This window comes from Acetobacter okinawensis JCM 25146, from assembly GCF_000613865.1.
GTDB lineage: Bacteria > Pseudomonadota > Alphaproteobacteria > Acetobacterales > Acetobacteraceae > Acetobacter > Acetobacter okinawensis.
The window spans coordinates 1-14,326 of the sequence record NZ_BAJU01000056.1; the positions used below are offsets into that span (position 1 = coordinate 1).

General features: G+C 58.8%; 16 protein-coding genes and 3 pseudogenes. 8 read left to right on the forward strand and 11 right to left on the reverse strand.

The features are described from left to right. Positions 1 to 386 (forward strand): annotated as a pseudogene (locus JCM25146_RS21700) (ParB/Srx family N-terminal domain-containing protein); the annotation flags it as partial. Here the strand turns inward: JCM25146_RS21700 and JCM25146_RS25050 are convergent. The 10 genes and pseudogenes from JCM25146_RS25050 to JCM25146_RS14255 form a co-directional block, all read right to left on the reverse strand. Further along, on the reverse strand, positions 358 to 771 hold the full coding sequence (locus JCM25146_RS25050; RefSeq protein ID WP_081774889.1) for a sigma factor: 414 nt from the start codon (positions 769 to 771) through the stop codon (positions 358 to 360). The pseudogene JCM25146_RS21700 and the gene JCM25146_RS25050 overlap by 29 nt on opposite strands. A 287-nt stretch (positions 772 to 1,058) precedes the next feature. Further along, positions 1,059 to 2,650: pseudogene (locus JCM25146_RS19785) on the reverse strand (gamma-glutamyltransferase family protein). Then, on the reverse strand, positions 2,650 to 3,036 hold the full coding sequence (locus tag JCM25146_RS24675; protein ID WP_277909618.1) for a bile acid:sodium symporter: 387 nt from the start codon (positions 3,034 to 3,036) through the stop codon (positions 2,650 to 2,652). The pseudogene JCM25146_RS19785 and the gene JCM25146_RS24675 overlap by 1 nt, the downstream one beginning before the upstream one ends. Beyond that, positions 2,936 to 3,604, reverse strand: a complete 669-nt coding sequence (locus JCM25146_RS19790; protein WP_277909616.1) for a bile acid:sodium symporter — start codon at positions 3,602 to 3,604, stop codon at positions 2,936 to 2,938. Before JCM25146_RS19790 ends, JCM25146_RS24675 begins: the two co-directional genes overlap by 101 nt. After that, complete coding sequence (locus JCM25146_RS19795) at positions 3,597 to 4,595, reverse strand: MFS transporter (RefSeq protein WP_242401169.1); 999 nt, start codon at positions 4,593 to 4,595, stop codon at positions 3,597 to 3,599. Before JCM25146_RS19795 ends, JCM25146_RS19790 begins: the two co-directional genes overlap by 8 nt. 2 nt (positions 4,596 to 4,597) lie before the next feature. Next, positions 4,598 to 4,819 carry a hypothetical protein gene (locus JCM25146_RS24255; protein WP_242401170.1) on the reverse strand — a complete coding sequence of 74 codons (222 nt, stop codon included), beginning with the start codon at positions 4,817 to 4,819 and terminating at the stop codon, positions 4,598 to 4,600. A gap of 46 nt (positions 4,820 to 4,865) precedes the next feature. Continuing rightward, complete coding sequence (locus tag JCM25146_RS14245) at positions 4,866 to 6,437, reverse strand: carbohydrate porin (RefSeq protein ID WP_025828847.1); 1,572 nt, start codon at positions 6,435 to 6,437, stop codon at positions 4,866 to 4,868. Between the two features lie 28 nt (positions 6,438 to 6,465). Beyond that, complete coding sequence (locus JCM25146_RS22225; protein WP_148299111.1) at positions 6,466 to 6,885, reverse strand: LysR substrate-binding domain-containing protein; 420 nt, start codon at positions 6,883 to 6,885, stop codon at positions 6,466 to 6,468. A gap of 4 nt (positions 6,886 to 6,889) precedes the next feature. Beyond that, entirely contained in the window at positions 6,890 to 7,324 is a 435-nt protein-coding gene (locus tag JCM25146_RS22230) for a LysR family transcriptional regulator (RefSeq protein WP_148299112.1), read from the reverse strand. Positions 7,325 to 7,719: 395 nt separating this feature from the next. After that, positions 7,720 to 7,932 carry a sigma factor gene (locus JCM25146_RS14255; protein WP_025828849.1) on the reverse strand — a complete coding sequence of 71 codons (213 nt, stop codon included), beginning with the start codon at positions 7,930 to 7,932 and terminating at the stop codon, positions 7,720 to 7,722. 385 nt (positions 7,933 to 8,317) lie between these two features. On the opposite strand from JCM25146_RS14255, the gene JCM25146_RS14260 reads away from it, so the two are divergent. The 7 genes from JCM25146_RS14260 to JCM25146_RS24680 all read left to right on the forward strand — a co-directional run bounded on the left by JCM25146_RS14260 (position 8,318) and on the right by JCM25146_RS24680 (position 12,804). Continuing rightward, positions 8,318 to 9,565, forward strand: coding sequence for a PepSY-associated TM helix domain-containing protein (locus tag JCM25146_RS14260; RefSeq protein WP_025828851.1), 1,248 nt, complete (start codon positions 8,318 to 8,320; stop codon positions 9,563 to 9,565). Next, on the forward strand, positions 9,562 to 9,813 hold the full coding sequence (locus JCM25146_RS14265; protein ID WP_025828853.1) for a hypothetical protein: 252 nt from the start codon (positions 9,562 to 9,564) through the stop codon (positions 9,811 to 9,813). Before JCM25146_RS14260 ends, JCM25146_RS14265 begins: the two co-directional genes overlap by 4 nt. After that, positions 9,810 to 10,556, forward strand: a complete 747-nt coding sequence (gene exbB / locus JCM25146_RS14270) for a tonB-system energizer ExbB (protein WP_025828855.1) — start codon at positions 9,810 to 9,812, stop codon at positions 10,554 to 10,556. The genes JCM25146_RS14265 and exbB overlap by 4 nt, the downstream gene beginning before the upstream one ends. 5 nt (positions 10,557 to 10,561) lie before the next feature. Further along, entirely contained in the window at positions 10,562 to 11,071 is a 510-nt protein-coding gene (exbD, locus tag JCM25146_RS14275; RefSeq protein WP_025828856.1) for a TonB system transport protein ExbD, read from the forward strand. Further along, positions 11,068 to 11,940: an energy transducer TonB family protein gene (locus JCM25146_RS14280; protein WP_025828857.1), complete on the forward strand. Its 873-nt coding sequence runs from the start codon at positions 11,068 to 11,070 to the stop codon at positions 11,938 to 11,940. Before exbD ends, JCM25146_RS14280 begins: the two co-directional genes overlap by 4 nt. Before the next feature lie 44 nt (positions 11,941 to 11,984). Continuing rightward, positions 11,985 to 12,488, forward strand: a complete 504-nt coding sequence (locus JCM25146_RS19805; protein ID WP_148299113.1) for a Fur family transcriptional regulator — start codon at positions 11,985 to 11,987, stop codon at positions 12,486 to 12,488. Between the two features lie 205 nt (positions 12,489 to 12,693). Continuing rightward, complete coding sequence (locus tag JCM25146_RS24680; protein WP_277909617.1) at positions 12,694 to 12,804, forward strand: hypothetical protein; 111 nt, start codon at positions 12,694 to 12,696, stop codon at positions 12,802 to 12,804. Between the two features lie 65 nt (positions 12,805 to 12,869). Here the strand turns inward: JCM25146_RS24680 and JCM25146_RS19810 are convergent. After that, positions 12,870 to 14,185, reverse strand: a pseudogene (locus JCM25146_RS19810) (Hsp70 family protein). Positions 14,186 to 14,326 lie beyond the last annotated feature (141 nt).

Here is a 14,326-nt window from a genome sequence, read left to right on the forward strand (position 1 = left end):
TTGAGGAACTCGCCCGCGACATAGAGCGCCGCGGGCTGCTGCAGGGCCTGAACGTCCGCCCCGTGCTGGACGGCGATTGGGCCGAGACCGGCACTTACGAAGTCCCTGTCGGCGGACGGCGCTTCCGTGCCCTTGAACTGCTGGTGAAGCAGAAGAAACTGGCGAAGACCGCCCCGGTGCCCTGCGTCGTACGCGAGGCCGGGTCGGCCATTCTTGCCGAGGATGACTCTCTGGCCGAGAACGTCCAGCGGCTGGCCCTGCATCCGCTGGACCAGTTTCGCGCCTTTCGTGACATGCTGGAGAAGGGCATGTCCGAAGAGGAAATCGCTGCCGCATTCTTTGTCGCGCCCGCCGTGGTCAAACAGCGTCTGCGGCTGATGACGGTGCGGGCCTTGGCGGGTATTTTTTCCAGCGCTTTGTCGATTTTCTGTATGGCCTGCATATGCTGTGTCTGCTGCTCAGGCGTGCGGTGGTCTGTTCCCCCTGCCGGGAGAGTGCGTCCAGATAGCTGGTTTCCAGCATGTGGCGGCCCTGTAACTCGCGGATCAGTCGGCAGGCAGCGACAAGCAGGTAGGCGCGTGGGTTTTGCAACTCTTCGGCATTGCTGCTTGCAGCCAGCCGGGTAAAGAGTTCCAGAACAGCATCCTCCGCACCGTCATGCGAGCCAAGACGACGCTTGAGGTAGGAGAGGAGCCATGGCGAGTGTGTCTGAAAAATGCGGCCTAAAACTGCATTTGCCGGGGCGGTTGCCAAAATACGCTTTATCACCACTCACCTTAGAAATATGAACGATCTCCTGATCATGTATCCTGCCTGAGCGGGCCGGTAGGGGTGATGGCTACAGGGCGGACGCCGGGGTGGATACAAAACGACATTAGTCCGTGCTTTTATTGAAGAACAAATAAAAACAGTACATTGTATAAAAATATCAGAATGTGATGTAATTTTACAACGCCTGCCATGCAGCCGCTGGCTCAGACCAATAAGCGGTGCTGGTGCGGCGATTGTTCAGGTGTGGTCCGGCCTATGGGGGCACCACACCTGCTGGGGCGCTGAGGTCAAAAAGCGGCGACGCAGCCATCGCTCCGTGGATCAAAAGCCCCTTCAAGCAGACCATTGCCATGCCGGACCAGAGCCCCTGCATGTCCCATCATGGAAGAAAAAGGTGCCACCAGCTCTATGTCATGGCCCGCGTTCCGCAGTTCCTGCACAAGGGAGGGGGAGAAAGAACTCTCCATTTTGAGCGAGATACTTTCCATCCCCCATGTGCGGCCCAGAAGCCAGCGTGGTGCCGTAACAGCCTGTTGCAGGGGCACACCATAACGGGCATAGCGCGAGAAAATGGCCGCCTGTGTCTGCGGTTGTCCTTCTCCCCCCATGGTGCCGTACACCATGGTGCGGCCATCATCAAAGCGCGCCAGTGCGGGGTTGAGGGTATGGAAAGGCTTGCGGCCGGGCCGCAGGCTGTTCCAGCCGGATTCAGAAAGCTGGAAGCTTGAACCTCTGTTTTGCCATATCATCCCGGATTCTGGTAAAAAGACACCCGAGCCGAATTCAAAATACAGGCTCTGGATCATGCTGACCGCAACACCGGATGAATCAATCGCTCCCATCCATGTTGTGTCGCCTGCTGCGAGGGGGCGGGCCATGGCATGGCCTTGTGCATGTTGATGTTTTGTGCGAGCTGGTTGATCTGGTCAGTATCATTCAAAAAAGATTGTGCGCAGGCGGTCATGTAGGCCGGGTCACCGACATGGGCATTGCGGAACAGGAAGGCTTTTTTGGTGGCTTCCACCAGACCATGAATATGGGCAAAGCTTTCGGCCTCCGCCGCATGCAGCAGGTCAAAAATTCTGAGAATGGCGAGTGATGCAACACCCTGTGTGGGTGGGGGCGTGTTGTAGAGTGTGCTGCCCCGTATGGTTGTGTGCAACGGTTTGGCCAAGGTAGCCTTGTGGCGCAAAAAATCCTCATGGCTCAGGGGGCTGCCCGCTCTGGCAAGGTCCGCGCACAGGGCGTGGGCCATGGGGCCGGTATAAAAGCTGTGCAGGCCGTGTTCGGCCAGATGCCTTAAGCTGCGGCCCAGCGCAGGGTTGCGGCGTATTTCTCCATGGGTGAGCAGTCCGTCCGCTCCGGTATAGGAGCCCACAAAAGCATGGTTTTCTGCCAGTTCTGCCTGCTTTTCATGCAGGAGTGTCGCCTCACTGTCCGATACGGCATAGCCACATTCCGCGTAATGGGTTGCGTCAGCCAGAAGGTCCTGCAAAGGCAGATTGGGCTGAAGACTGGCGCTTTGGCGCAAGGCTTCCTCCCAGCCTGAAACGGCCCCAGCCATGCTGTTGGCGGCCAGCCCACCCCGCCATGGGATGCTGGTATGGCCCGCACTGCGATAGAGCTGGAGAGAGGCCTGTGCAGCCGCTGCTCCGCATGCGTCTATGACGCAGGTGCGCCCATCCGGGTAGGAAATAAGCCAGAAGGAATCTCCCCCCAGACCGGTCATATGGGGGTAAACGGCGGAAAGCGTGGCAGCCGTGGCCACAACGGCCTCCAGCGCGGTGCCTCCTTTTTTGAGAATATCAAGCCCGGACTGGCTTGCCAGATGATGCGGTGATGTCACCATACCGCGTGTTGCATGGAATGTATGGAGCATCAGACGTCCGCAAGATGTTTGTTATGATAATGACGGGCAATAAGCGTGCAGAGAAAAAGCTGGATCTGGTGGTAAAGAATAAGCGGCAGAATAACAAAACCAGCAGTGGAGGCAGGGAACAGCACATTGGCCATGGGCACGCCGGATGCGAGAGATTTTTTTGAGCCGCAGAGAATGAGGGAGACCTCATCTTTGGAGGAAAACCCGAATATTTTTCCGGTCATAAGAGTTAGGGTTAGTACCGCCAGCAGCAGGCCCGTATCAACCGCAATCAGGGTGGCAATATTACGCGCCGAGAGTTGCAGCCATATGCCTTCCACCACGGCGTGGCTGAAGGCCGTGTAAACAACAAGAATGATGGACGAGCGGTCTGTTACAGAAATGATTTTTTGTTGCGATGGGCCCATTTGTACAAAAAGGCTGAAGGAGCTGCCCGGCCACAAAAGGCAGCAGAAGCTGTAAGGTAATGCCGATTATGGCATGTGCGGACCAGACCCCATGCGTGTGCAGGACAAGGGAAACAAGCACCGGGGTTATGAAAATCCCTGCAATGTTGGAAAGGGTTGCCGCACAGATGGACGCAGCAACATTGCCATTGGCGAGGGATGTCAGCGCAATGGAGGACTGTACGGTAGAAGGCAGGCAGCACAGGAACAGTACGCCCAGCCATAGGTTGTTTTCCATAAGCCCCGGTGCCAAGGCATGCAGGCCCAGGCCAAGTGCGGGAAACAGGGCAAACGTGCAGGCCAGCACCAGCCCCTGTAACTGCCAGTTGCGCATATTGTCCAGTATGGCGCGCCGTTCCAGCTTGAGCCCTTGCATGAAAAACATAACCATGATGCAGGCATCAGTCACATATTCCAAAACGGTGGTGGCAAGGCCGTGGCAGGGCAGAAAAGTTGCCAGCACGACCGCACCGATAAGTGCTGTTAAAAAAGGGTCCAGCTTACGCATGGGGGTTGCCTTGCATAAAGCGGCGGCGCATGGGGCGCAGCACGGCAAATGCCAGCAGGGCGGTAAGCAGGTCACCGCCTATGGCCAGAGCGAACACCGGGTGCCAGTTGCCGCTACTCTGGTGCAGCCACGCCGCCAGCGGGCCACCAAATATGGCGCCAACCCCCTGAGCCATGTAAAGCAGGCCGTAATTGCGCGAGGCATCGCGGGTGCCAAATGTGTCCGTCAGGGTAGCGGGGAAGAGGGAGAAAATTTCACCCCAGCCAAGGAACACCACGCCGGATAGCAGGACAAAGGCAACCGGGTGGTTGGCCAGTGCCAGCCAGCAGGTCAGGGCGATGGCTTCCAGCGTAAAGGCAAAAGCCATGGTCTGCTCACGCCCAAGACGGTCGGAAATCCAGCCGAACAAGGGCCGTGTGACGCCATTGGCAATACGGTCGAGCGTCATGGCCAGCGGAAGAGCCGCCATTCCCAGAATGCTCAGATGCGCTACCCCAAAATCTGTTGCAATCTGCGCAAGCTGGGAGGTGACCATAAGGCCGGAGGTGGCCATGGTTGCCATCATAAAAAACATCAGCCAGAACAGGGGTGTTTTAACAACGTAAGATGTTGTGTAACCCGTGCCTTCTGTCGCCAGACCAGTCTGCACCACGTCGGCCTGTGGTGTCTTGAGGAAAAAAGCCGCAACCAGGCCTGCTGCAATCATAACAAGGCCGAACACCACCATGGTCGTCCGCCAGCCCGATGCTGCCAGAAGGTGAGAAATGGGGAAGGTGGTCAGCATCGCCCCCATGCCATACCCCGCTGCTGCAGCCCCTGCGGCCATACCCCGGTTTTTGGGGAACCACTGCATAAGCAGGGAGACAACGCCTACGTAGACAATGCCCGTACCAATGCCACCGAGCCCGCCATAGGTCAGGTAAAGCATGTTCAGGCTTTGTACCTTTGCGGTGGCGACCCAGCTTGCGCCGGTTATCACAATGCCCACCATAATCAGGCTGCGGGGGTGGATGTGTTTGGCAATCCAGCCTGAATGGGGGAAAAAAGGGTCTGGAGCACAATAAGCAGGGAAAAAGTGACCTGCAACGCAGCTGCACTGGTGTTGAAGTCAACTTTCAGGGCCGGGGTAAACAGCGTCCACACATATTGCGGGGATGAGATGGCCCCCATACACAGGAGGCCCGCAATCATCTGCTGCCATTTTACTGCAATCATCTGCTTTATCCTTGAAAAGAGGGGGCGTGTGAGCAGTCCGTGCCTGTCAGCTGCGTGTGCGGTGTAGGGTGGGGAGACCAAAAGCGGGACTGAACTGGATGTTCAGCATCGCGCCGGCCTGTACCGCAGTGTTGAGGTTGGGGATGATGTTTTTGCGGCCAAGCTGGTCGGGGTTCCAGATATATTCAAAATACGGGGTGAACATGACACCCGGTGCAATATTGAAACCATAGTTTATTTCCGCCATGGTCTCCTGCTTTGCCCAGCGGGCGGAGTGGCCGTGTGCGCTGAGTGTGTCGTTCATACCCTGCACAAAACGGTGGTCCCAGACAAAGGTTTGACCGACCAGACCAATGTAGTCACGCGGGCGGGACGCAAAGGGCCCCCAGTCAAACACCCCGGCCACAAAACCATCGCGGATTGTGGCGTTGCCAGAGGTCATCAGGTTGGCCGCACCAAACAGGATCAGGCCGCGTGTTCCCTTTTCTTCGGGTTTCCAGATCATCTGTTGCGCCTGCAGGTACAGTTGCGTGCGGCCACGGCGGTTCATGGCTGTGCCACCATACAGTGCGCGGGACTGGCCACGGTTGTTGTAGAGCGGGTCGGAATAGCTGGCGGTGTCGTAGACAAAACCTATGGAATAGGCACGGGGGTAGCGGTCATTGGTAAAGTTGGTGCGGTAACCTGCCTCAGTCGGAATATATTCCCCCTGTGCTTTGTCAAAACCCCAGTCCGGGCCGGGCCAGCTATTGTGGTTGCCCGCCTTGAGCCAGGGCTCAGCCTCCCATATGCCCGTTTTGATATAGGTTTTTTCCGTTGGCTTATAAAGGAAACGCGCCCCCCAGGAGGACGTGACAAACGACGGCATGGAACCGTTGACCGTAAGGGTGGTGGGCACCGAACACAGGAAGGAGGGGAACATGCAGTACAGGTCGGAGCCATCAAATTCTCCACCTTTTGGCATGGAGCGTCCGGCCATAATAAACAGGCGGTTGTTGAACAGCGCCTGATCCCACGTAAATTCCCTTACCTGAAAGCCGTTATGGTTGCCGTAGTAGGAGACAAAACCCCAGTTGGAGCCGGTAAAGCCCCCAGCGCGCCCATTGCCCGCAACATCATCGGCCAGAAAGTGGATTTTGGCACCCGGAATATGGGCGATGCGCTGCATATCCAGATCGACCCCCAGGCCTGCAAAGTTGTTGAAGAAGGAACCATGTTTGATGCCACCAGCAGGCACGCCCGAATACTCGGAGACACTCCACCCGGTAATATAAACGCCATTGCGCGCCAGATACTTACCTGCGGACATGACCGGTTTTGTATGCAGCGAAAACAGGTAAGGCTGCGGCGTGTTGGAGTTTGCGCTGTTGGTGGAAGGCGGGGCAGGCACGCCAGCAGGTGTGTTGATGGCGGGCACATAGGCCGGTACGGCGGGGTCCGTCATGGAGCGGGCCAGTATATCGTCCAGCCGTTTGGCATGGACAACCATGTTGGCGGCAGATGCATCCGTGCTGCCGTGTAGGGGTGCGGCAGATGCAGGCAGGGTGCCGAGCAACGCGGTCACACACAAAGACAATACGGGAACGTAACATTTTGGCGAAAAGGGGGCGGGGGTCATGGCAAAGCCTGTTCGTAAAAAGCCGATATCAGGTTGGAAAGGCGTCTTTCGTTGCATCTATCAGCATGTTTTCAAGGGAGCTGAATTCCTGTCTGTTATTCAGCGCGACAAAACCGACAGGCGGCGGTTCCGGTAGATCTGGCATGATGATGGGCGAGGCAAGAGCGCTGCGTTGCAGGAAGCTGGGTTGAAGCGTGCAGCCATAACCCGCTTTGACCGCACCAAGGAGCGCGCTCAGGCTATCGCTGCAAAAGGCGATATGCCAGTTGATGTTGTGGCGGTTGAGTGTTTCCAGCGCAATACGGCGCGTTACACTGCCTTCTGGAAAAACAACCAGTGGAACGGACTGTTTTTTGTGCAGGGTTTCTTCGGGGTGCATGTACCATTTCAGTTTCTCCTGCCATAGAAGGGTGCCGTGTGTTTCGCTCGGGCCCTGCATGCCAAACATCAGATCAATATCTCCACTGCCCAGACGTACGTAGCGTATGGCTTAACCCGGTGGTCAGGCTGATCTGTGTCTGTGTGTGCTGGCTACGAAAATTCCTTAAAACAAGAGGAAATTCAGACAGAACAAGGTCTTCCGTCAGCCCTATTCTGATATGACTCTGTGTTTTGAAGTGGGCTGAAAGCTGAAAAATACGGTCGTGGGACTGCAAGGTTTCCTGTGCAAGGCGGATAAGGGCGTGACCGGAGTCTGTTAATTCCACCACCTTGGTGGAACGGGAAAGAAGGGAGATTCCAAGGGCTTCCTCCAGACGGTGGATATGCAGGCTGATCGTGGACTGGCTGACCCCGCGCAGATGGGCAGCCGAAGTAAAGTGGAGTGTTTCTGCCACAGCCAGAAAAGACCTGAGGTGGTGTAGGTCTAGATTAGATTTATCGAGCATCTAGATGATACGCCTAATGGAATCGCTATAGCCAATTAGTGCGATAATGGAATGAATAGGTCAAGAAAAATGATTCTTTTTACGTAACGAAAAAGATTAAATTATTGAATTATACGCTCCCCCGCATGCACCCATTAAGGTGTTGCCCTGTGCTTATCCATATGGGGGGTTATAGTACGGGGGAGGGCTGTTCGCGTAAGTGGTTGGTGCGTCACAGCATGCGCTGGAATACAGGTCCAGACAGGGCAGTTTGGTGGTTGTCGGGTTATACAAATTCTGTGTGTATGTTTTGGTATAATCGTATAATGCGTTCTGAAGGTAATTTCAGCCATTTTCCAGTGTGTACATATACATGCCGCGCAGTGTAAGCGATGATTTGCGGTCGAGGTCCTACGTTATCGAGGGCAGAACGCCAACGCGGTGGTAAAGAGTAGTCGCCCCGGATTGTTGACGGCATCGGGTTCTGCCAGCCGACTGAGCCGCATAAAGGCATCCTGCATGACATCTGCGGCCTGTTCGGGGTCTGTACATTTTCTTCTGGCCAGAGCTTCCACCTTTCGCTGCTCTGAGCGGAAAAGCGTTGTCAGAAGTGTGCTCCAGGACGTCATGCGCGTGGTCCATTCCTGTCATGGGTCACAACGGGGCGGGGTGGTTGGCAAAGGCATGTCGTGTGCCACGATAACCCATGCCTGTAACGCAAATGCGAAAGACTCGCAATATCCCCGCAATATGTGGTAAGGGGCGTCATGCCGGTAAATCCTTATGTGCTGGCGCGACAGAAAAAAATTTCAGGGTCCTGAGAAAAAAGCATGATCTCGATCGTCTTTGTAGGTGAGGGAGCTGTCGTGCACCGTGCGTAATCTGGCGGTAACAGGCGGAATATTCCCGATTTCCGACGCATTCAAAGGCGTGTGCTCGTATGGACCCGGTGGTGTTTTACGCAGAACAGAGTTGCGACTCACTCTTACACGCATTTGTGAGCGTGCAGTTTTCATGACAACCCGTACGCTCCGCCGCTGGTTTGTGGTGCATAAATGGACGAGCCTTGTTTGCACGCTGTTCCTGCTGATCGTGTGCGTGACCGGTCTGCCTCTGCTGTTTTCCGAGCAGATATGGGACACGTTTGTAGGGGATGATGACCCACCCTATGAGGTGCTGCCCCCCGGCACGCCCAACGTCAGTCTTGACGTGGTCGTAGCAAAGGCCCGCACCCTTTATCCGGGCCAGATCATCACCAATGTGGCACCTGATGATGATGAGCCGGCTGTTCTGGTCTCCATGGCCCCCAGTTGGCAGGCGCTCAAGGACGACGAGAATTATCCGGACCGCAACTCCAGCCACTGGATAAAATTTGATGCCCGCACAGCCAAGGTGCTGGAACAGTCGCGCCCGGCGGATGGGCCCAAAGAACCGCGTACCTGGACCGGCATCATCATGGGTACCTGCAATCGCCTGCATATCAGCCTGTTCGCGTATCTGCCTGGTCGTTTGTTTCTGGGCTTTATGGGCGGTGTCTTTGTTGCTTCGCTAGTGTCCGGCACGGTGTTGTATGGCCGGTTTATGAAGCGCCTTCAGTTCGGCTCTGTCAGGCGGGACCGGGCCAAACGCCTGACATGGCTGGACCTGCACAATCTGCTGGGGGTTGCCACACTGGTCTGGGCAACGGTGGTGGGTTTTACGGGACTGGTCAATGAACTCCAGACGCCACTGTTCGGCCTGTGGCGTGTGACCGATGTGCGGCAGATTTTGCGCCCCTATGCCGACCTGCCCGTGCCATCGCAGGACCATCTGTCGTCCGTGCAGGCCGCGTTTGAGACCGCAGCCAAGGCCGCTCCCGGTAATGAGGTGACGGGCCTGTCCTTCCCCGGCGCGTCCTTTGGCAGTCCGGTGCATTATGTGCTGTGGACGCGGGGTGCGTCTGCCCTGCGTGCGCGGCTGTTTACCCCGGTGCTGGTCGATGCCCGTACGGGGGAACTGACAGGGGCATACCCGATGCCGTGGTATTTACGCTTCCTCGAAATCTCCCGCCCGCTGCATTTTGGTGATTACGGTGGCATGCCGCTGAAAATCCTGTGGGCGCTGCTGGATGTGGTGGTGATCGGTGTGCTGGTCAGCGGTCTGGTGCTGTGGGCAGGCAAGCGGAAAATGGCCACCGATGCCCGGCTGCGGGCACTTGGTTACGAACTGGATGACGCGGATGCCACTGCTGACCCCACCATGGCGGCGGAGGGCGTGCGATGAACAGCCTCCCCCCTAAAACGGCCCAATCATCCTTCGCCGCCTCTTCGCCGCGCTCTTGCGTTGCGGTCTGGCCATGGCCCATCGCACTGGGGGGGCTGACCACTTTTGGCCTGCTGTCCGCCCTGCTGGGCCAGCACGGTATCTGGCTCGCTCTGTCGTGGGGCAGCCTGTCTATTCCTCTTGTTGTCATCGTCGTCTGCCTGATCCGGGCATGGAGCAGACCGTCTTCCAAAGGAGGTCTTTCATGACCGATCTTGCCCCTATTTCCTACTCTCCGTGGGAGATGTTCCTCAACGCTGGCCCCGTGGTCCGCTGTGTGATGATCCTGCTGATTGTCGCATCGTTGCTGACATGGACGATCTTTCTGGCCAAGTCGGTGGAACTGCTGCGTGTGCGGGTGCGCCTGTTCCGTGCCGAGCAGGCGCTGGAGCAGGCCAATACGCTTGATCTGGGGGAGGAGGGCACGCGCCATAATGGTATTGCCCACACGCTGGTCATGGCGGCCGAAACCGAGCGTAAACGCTCAGCCGACATCCCTGATGACAGCGAAGGGTTGAAGGAGCGCATTGTTCTGCACCTTGAACGGCTGGAGGCGGCAGAGGGCCGCAGGCTGATGCGTGGCACCGGCGTGCTGGCCACTATTGGTGCGACCTCGCCCTTCATCGGCCTGTTTGGCACGGTCTGGGGGATCATGACCGCGTTTACCGGCATTGCCGCCAGCAAGGCGACCAGCCTTGCCGTGGTGGCTCCCGGCATTGCCGAGGCCCTGCTGGCTACGGCCCTTGGGCTGGTGGCTGCTATTCCGGCGGTGGTGATCTACAACCACCTTGCCCGCCAGACGGCATCGTGCCGTGCGCAGGTTGCGGACCTGACGGCACTGGTTATGCGCCTTGTCTCGCGTGATCTGGGGCGTATGCACGCGCTGACCGCCAGCGGGCAGGTGGTCCGTTTTGGTGCCTCGCGCGATAGCCGCTCGGTGGCAGGGGAGTAAGCGGCATGATCCGCATCCGCCATACTGATGAAAACCCGCATGAGGCGAGCGAGATCAACGTCACGCCGTTTATTGACGTGATGCTGGTGCTGCTGGTGATCTTTATGGTCACGGCTCCGCTGACGACGGTGAATGTGCCGGTGGACCTGCCGTCTTCGACCGAAAAGCCCACACCGCGCCCCGACGCCCCGGTGTTCCTGACCGTCAAGGCCGACCACGGGCTGGCACTGGGGGAGGAGGACATCAGCACCGATGCCCTGCCCGGAGCGCTGGAGCGTGCAACCAAAAGCAATAAGGACGAGCGGATATTCCTGCGTGCCGACAGGACGGTCGATTACGGCACGCTGATGGGGGTAATGGATAAGCTGCGCACGGCGGGGTATCTCAAGGTCGCGCTCGTTAACCTGCAAGGGCAGGAGGAAGGGAGCGAGGCGGGGACAACACCCATGCCCGCAGGTGGTGCACCTTCTGCGGCCCCCGCGGCCTCTGCTCCTGCATCTGGTGCAGCGCCGTGAGCCGCAGGGCTGATGGAGCGGTTACGGTGCAGAGCGGGCAGGACCTAACCCTGCTGTCTTTTGCCGACTGGCATCGCGGGCAGCTCCGGCTTGCCCGGCGGGAGGACGCATGGCGCTGGGGACTGTCCTTTCTGGCCGTGCTGGTGGTGAGCGGAGGGGTGATCGGGTGGGTGATGTGCCAACCATCCCCCGTAGCACCCGTGCCGGAGCCGCCGCCCGCAGCCATTGCTATTGATATGGCACCCGAGCCGCTGTCCACGCCAACGCCCCCAACCGACCTGCCGCCGGGACCACAGCAGACCCAGTCCATTCCCGACCCTGCACCCGTGGCTCCGCCCAAGATCACGGCCCCGCCATCACCCGCGCCTAACCCGCCCGTGCCGGTGCCCAAACCCGAAAAGCCACGCAAGCTGGTTAAAAAACACAAGCTGGTACCCCTGCTCAAAAAGCCAATCCCGGACAAGACACCCCCGGCAGAGGCCTCCACCGCGCCGCCGTCGTCGGAAGCACCACCCGCGCCCGAGCAGGCGGCCCCGGCTCCGGGGGCTGCATCCTCCAAGGCATCGCACGACCCGGTGACATGGCAGGGCGCACTGCTGGCGCAGCTTGAAAAATTCAAGCGCTACCCGCCCGACGCCATGGCCGACCACCAGGAAGGGGTGCCGACCGTGACGTTCTCCATGGACCGCAAGGGGCATGTGCTCTCGGTCACACTTGCCAGCAGTTCGGGCCACTCCCTGCTGGATCAGGAGGCCATAGCCCTGCCCAAACGCGCCCAGCCGCTGCCTATTCCGCCGGATGCCGTTGCAGGGGACCCCATTACCCTGACGGTACCCGTCGAGTTCTATATCCATTCTGGTGGGAACTGAGGTTCCCGTTTTTTCTTTTCCCTGATCGTGACAGGATCATTGCCATGCACGCCCTCTCCGAGTGCCGCCGTTCGTCCCCATCCCTGAACCAGATCCGCCCCGGTATGGGGGCCAGCCGCAGTGTTGTGCGCAGGCTGGAGGAGCGGTGCGAGGAGGTGGGTATTAAAATGACCGACCTGCGTTGCATTCTGCTGCATGGGTTGCTGGAATCCGGGCCACGCGCCACGGCGGTGGAAATCTGGAAAACGCTGGGGCGGATTATGGAGCATGGGCACGCGCCCTCGCAGGGGTCTATCCAGCGTAACCTGAATCTGTTTGTAGAGCGCGCCATTCTGCGCCGCGATGTGACGCCCGACCGGCAATGGCTCTACAGCGTGGCTCCGGAGCGCAAGGCTGCACTGGCTGTGACTTTTGTGGATGCAGGCACGGGGCGCAGGATTGCCTGCACGGCACCGGAAGTGGCCATTCTGCTACGCCGGGTGGCGGCCGAGCATGGTCTGGCCGTGCAGGGAGCATCCATTACCGTAACGTCGTCTGCCGGGCCATGATCTGGAGGCCAGTTAAAGAAAACAAATTCTTTTCGTTTTTTTTTGAAAAAATGCCTCTCCCGATCGTCTCATAAAGTGAGGCCTTCCGCAGGGGCGGGACATCTTCCTTGAAAATTGCTGATGGTGCAGCGCCTGCGCCCCATTGTCATGACCACCTGTGCCGCGGCCCTTGGTGTATTGCCGCTGGTGCTGATGGGGGGATGGCATGGAACTGCGCCAGCCGCTTGGTATTGCCCTGATCGGTGGTTTGCTGGTCAGTCAGGTGCAGAGCATGCTCACCACGCCCGCGCTGCACCTACTTGTGGGGCGTATTTGAACGCGCTGCGCAACGCATGCCCCGCCTGTTGGGCGGTGGAAACAAGCAAGGTCTAGCCTGCGGGTCTATGCGCCCGCCAGAGCCAGCCCTTCGGCTACGGAGACAAACTCCCCGCCCAGTTCCACCCTGTTTTCCCCAAAGCGGGAGGTAAACAGCGCGCGCACCGCAGGCACAAAGGATGTGCCGCCGGTCAGGAACACGCGGTCAATCTGTTCGGGGGCCAGTTCCGCCTCGCTTAGGGCTGCATCAATGCCTGCGCCAAGGCGGGCAATGTCGGGGGCGATCCAGCGTTCAAAATCCGCACGGTGGAGTGTGGTGTCAATCTCCAGCCCGGGCTGGGAGAAGTGCAACCGCGCCGTGGGGCTGGAGGACAGCGCGCGCTTGGTGGCCGATACGGCGTTGTAGAGTTCCTGCCCGCGCTGCTCACGCACAAGCTCGATCAGGTTTTTCAGCTTGCCTGGTTCGGATGCGGTGCGTGCCACATCGGCTATCTCGTTCAGGATACGCGGCGTGCGCATGAGCGAGAGCCGGTGCCAGCGGCCCAGTGCGTGGTACCATTCAATCGGCACGGGCAGGGGCTCCCCGCCCATAATGCGGAATGTGCTTTCCCGCCCCAGAAAAGGGGCGACAACATTGTCAATAATCCGAAAATCAAACTGGTCCCCCGCCAGCCCCACGCCTGCATGGCCAAGGGGGCGGGTGGCGTTGTGGCTGCTCGGTCGAACCGTACGACCGAAAAATCGCTGGTGCCGCCGCCAAAGTCCCCCACAAGCACGGTGGCCGGGTGGTTCAGCCGCTGCATAAAGCGCCAGCCTGCGGCCTCTGGTTCCATCATAACATGGACATGCGCAAAGCCCGCCTGTGCAAAGGCTGCGCGCAGGCGTTCCTCGCCCAGCGCATCGTCCGCATTGTCGCCTACAAAATGGACTGGCCGGCCCACAGTGACATGGCATTGCGCGGGGGAGAGGCCGCCAAGGGCCATCAGTTCCTGCAAAAAGGTGGCAATCAGGCTTTCCAGCGTCAGGCGCTGGCCAAACACCTGCGTCTCGCGGAAGCTGGCCTGCGCCAGATAAGACTTCATGGACATGATCAGCCGTGTTTCGGCCGGGTCGTCCAGATGGGCTTCTATGGCATGTGCGCCCACGGCACGGTGGGACACGCGCCGCCCCCCGTCCATCTCCTGCCACAGGGCGAGCAGCGTGCGGCAGGTCTCGCTCGTGGTCGCGTCAGGGGTGGGGAAGTGGATGGTCTGAATCGTACGATCAGGGCGCGCAATGACAATGACACTGTTGGTCGTGCCAAAATCAATGCCAATACGGGTAGGGGCGGATAAGGAGGTCATGACGGGGGGAAAATACGGCGGGTGCGCCGTGCTGTCCATGCCCCGTGCGCCATATATCAGGTGGTGCGGGTTATCTTCTGGCTTACCCAGCGCCCACCCAGCCAGCCAAGGGCTATGCAGGCGATCAGCACCACGGCTTTTACGCCATCCAGCCCAAGCAGCACCAGTGCGGGCCCGGGG

What these genes read in the sequence shown, in the direction of transcription:
- JCM25146_RS19790 (WP_277909616.1), bottom strand. Translation starts at nt 3,604, where the DNA reads ATGCGTAAGCTGGACCCTTTTTTAACAGCACTTATCGGTGCGGTCGTG.
- JCM25146_RS19795 (WP_242401169.1), bottom strand. Translation starts at nt 4,595, where the DNA reads ATGGTGGGCATTGTGATAACCGGCGCAAGCTGGGTCGCCACCGCAAAG.
- JCM25146_RS24255 (WP_242401170.1), bottom strand. Translation starts at nt 4,819, where the DNA reads ATGATTGCAGTAAAATGGCAGCAGATGATTGCGGGCCTCCTGTGTATG.
- JCM25146_RS14245 (WP_025828847.1), bottom strand. Translation starts at nt 6,437, where the DNA reads ATGACCCCCGCCCCCTTTTCGCCAAAATGTTACGTTCCCGTATTGTCT.
- JCM25146_RS22225 (WP_148299111.1), bottom strand. Translation starts at nt 6,885, where the DNA reads ATGTTTGGCATGCAGGGCCCGAGCGAAACACACGGCACCCTTCTATGG.
- JCM25146_RS22230 (WP_148299112.1), bottom strand. Translation starts at nt 7,324, where the DNA reads ATGCTCGATAAATCTAATCTAGACCTACACCACCTCAGGTCTTTTCTG.
- JCM25146_RS14255 (WP_025828849.1), bottom strand. Translation starts at nt 7,932, where the DNA reads ATGACGTCCTGGAGCACACTTCTGACAACGCTTTTCCGCTCAGAGCAG.
- JCM25146_RS14260 (WP_025828851.1), top strand. Translation starts at nt 8,318, where the DNA reads ATGACAACCCGTACGCTCCGCCGCTGGTTTGTGGTGCATAAATGGACG.
- JCM25146_RS14265 (WP_025828853.1), top strand. Translation starts at nt 9,562, where the DNA reads ATGAACAGCCTCCCCCCTAAAACGGCCCAATCATCCTTCGCCGCCTCT.
- exbB (WP_025828855.1), top strand. Translation starts at nt 9,810, where the DNA reads ATGACCGATCTTGCCCCTATTTCCTACTCTCCGTGGGAGATGTTCCTC.
- exbD (WP_025828856.1), top strand. Translation starts at nt 10,562, where the DNA reads ATGATCCGCATCCGCCATACTGATGAAAACCCGCATGAGGCGAGCGAG.
- JCM25146_RS19805 (WP_148299113.1), top strand. Translation starts at nt 11,985, where the DNA reads ATGCACGCCCTCTCCGAGTGCCGCCGTTCGTCCCCATCCCTGAACCAG.
- JCM25146_RS24680 (WP_277909617.1), top strand. Translation starts at nt 12,694, where the DNA reads ATGGAACTGCGCCAGCCGCTTGGTATTGCCCTGATCGGTGGTTTGCTG.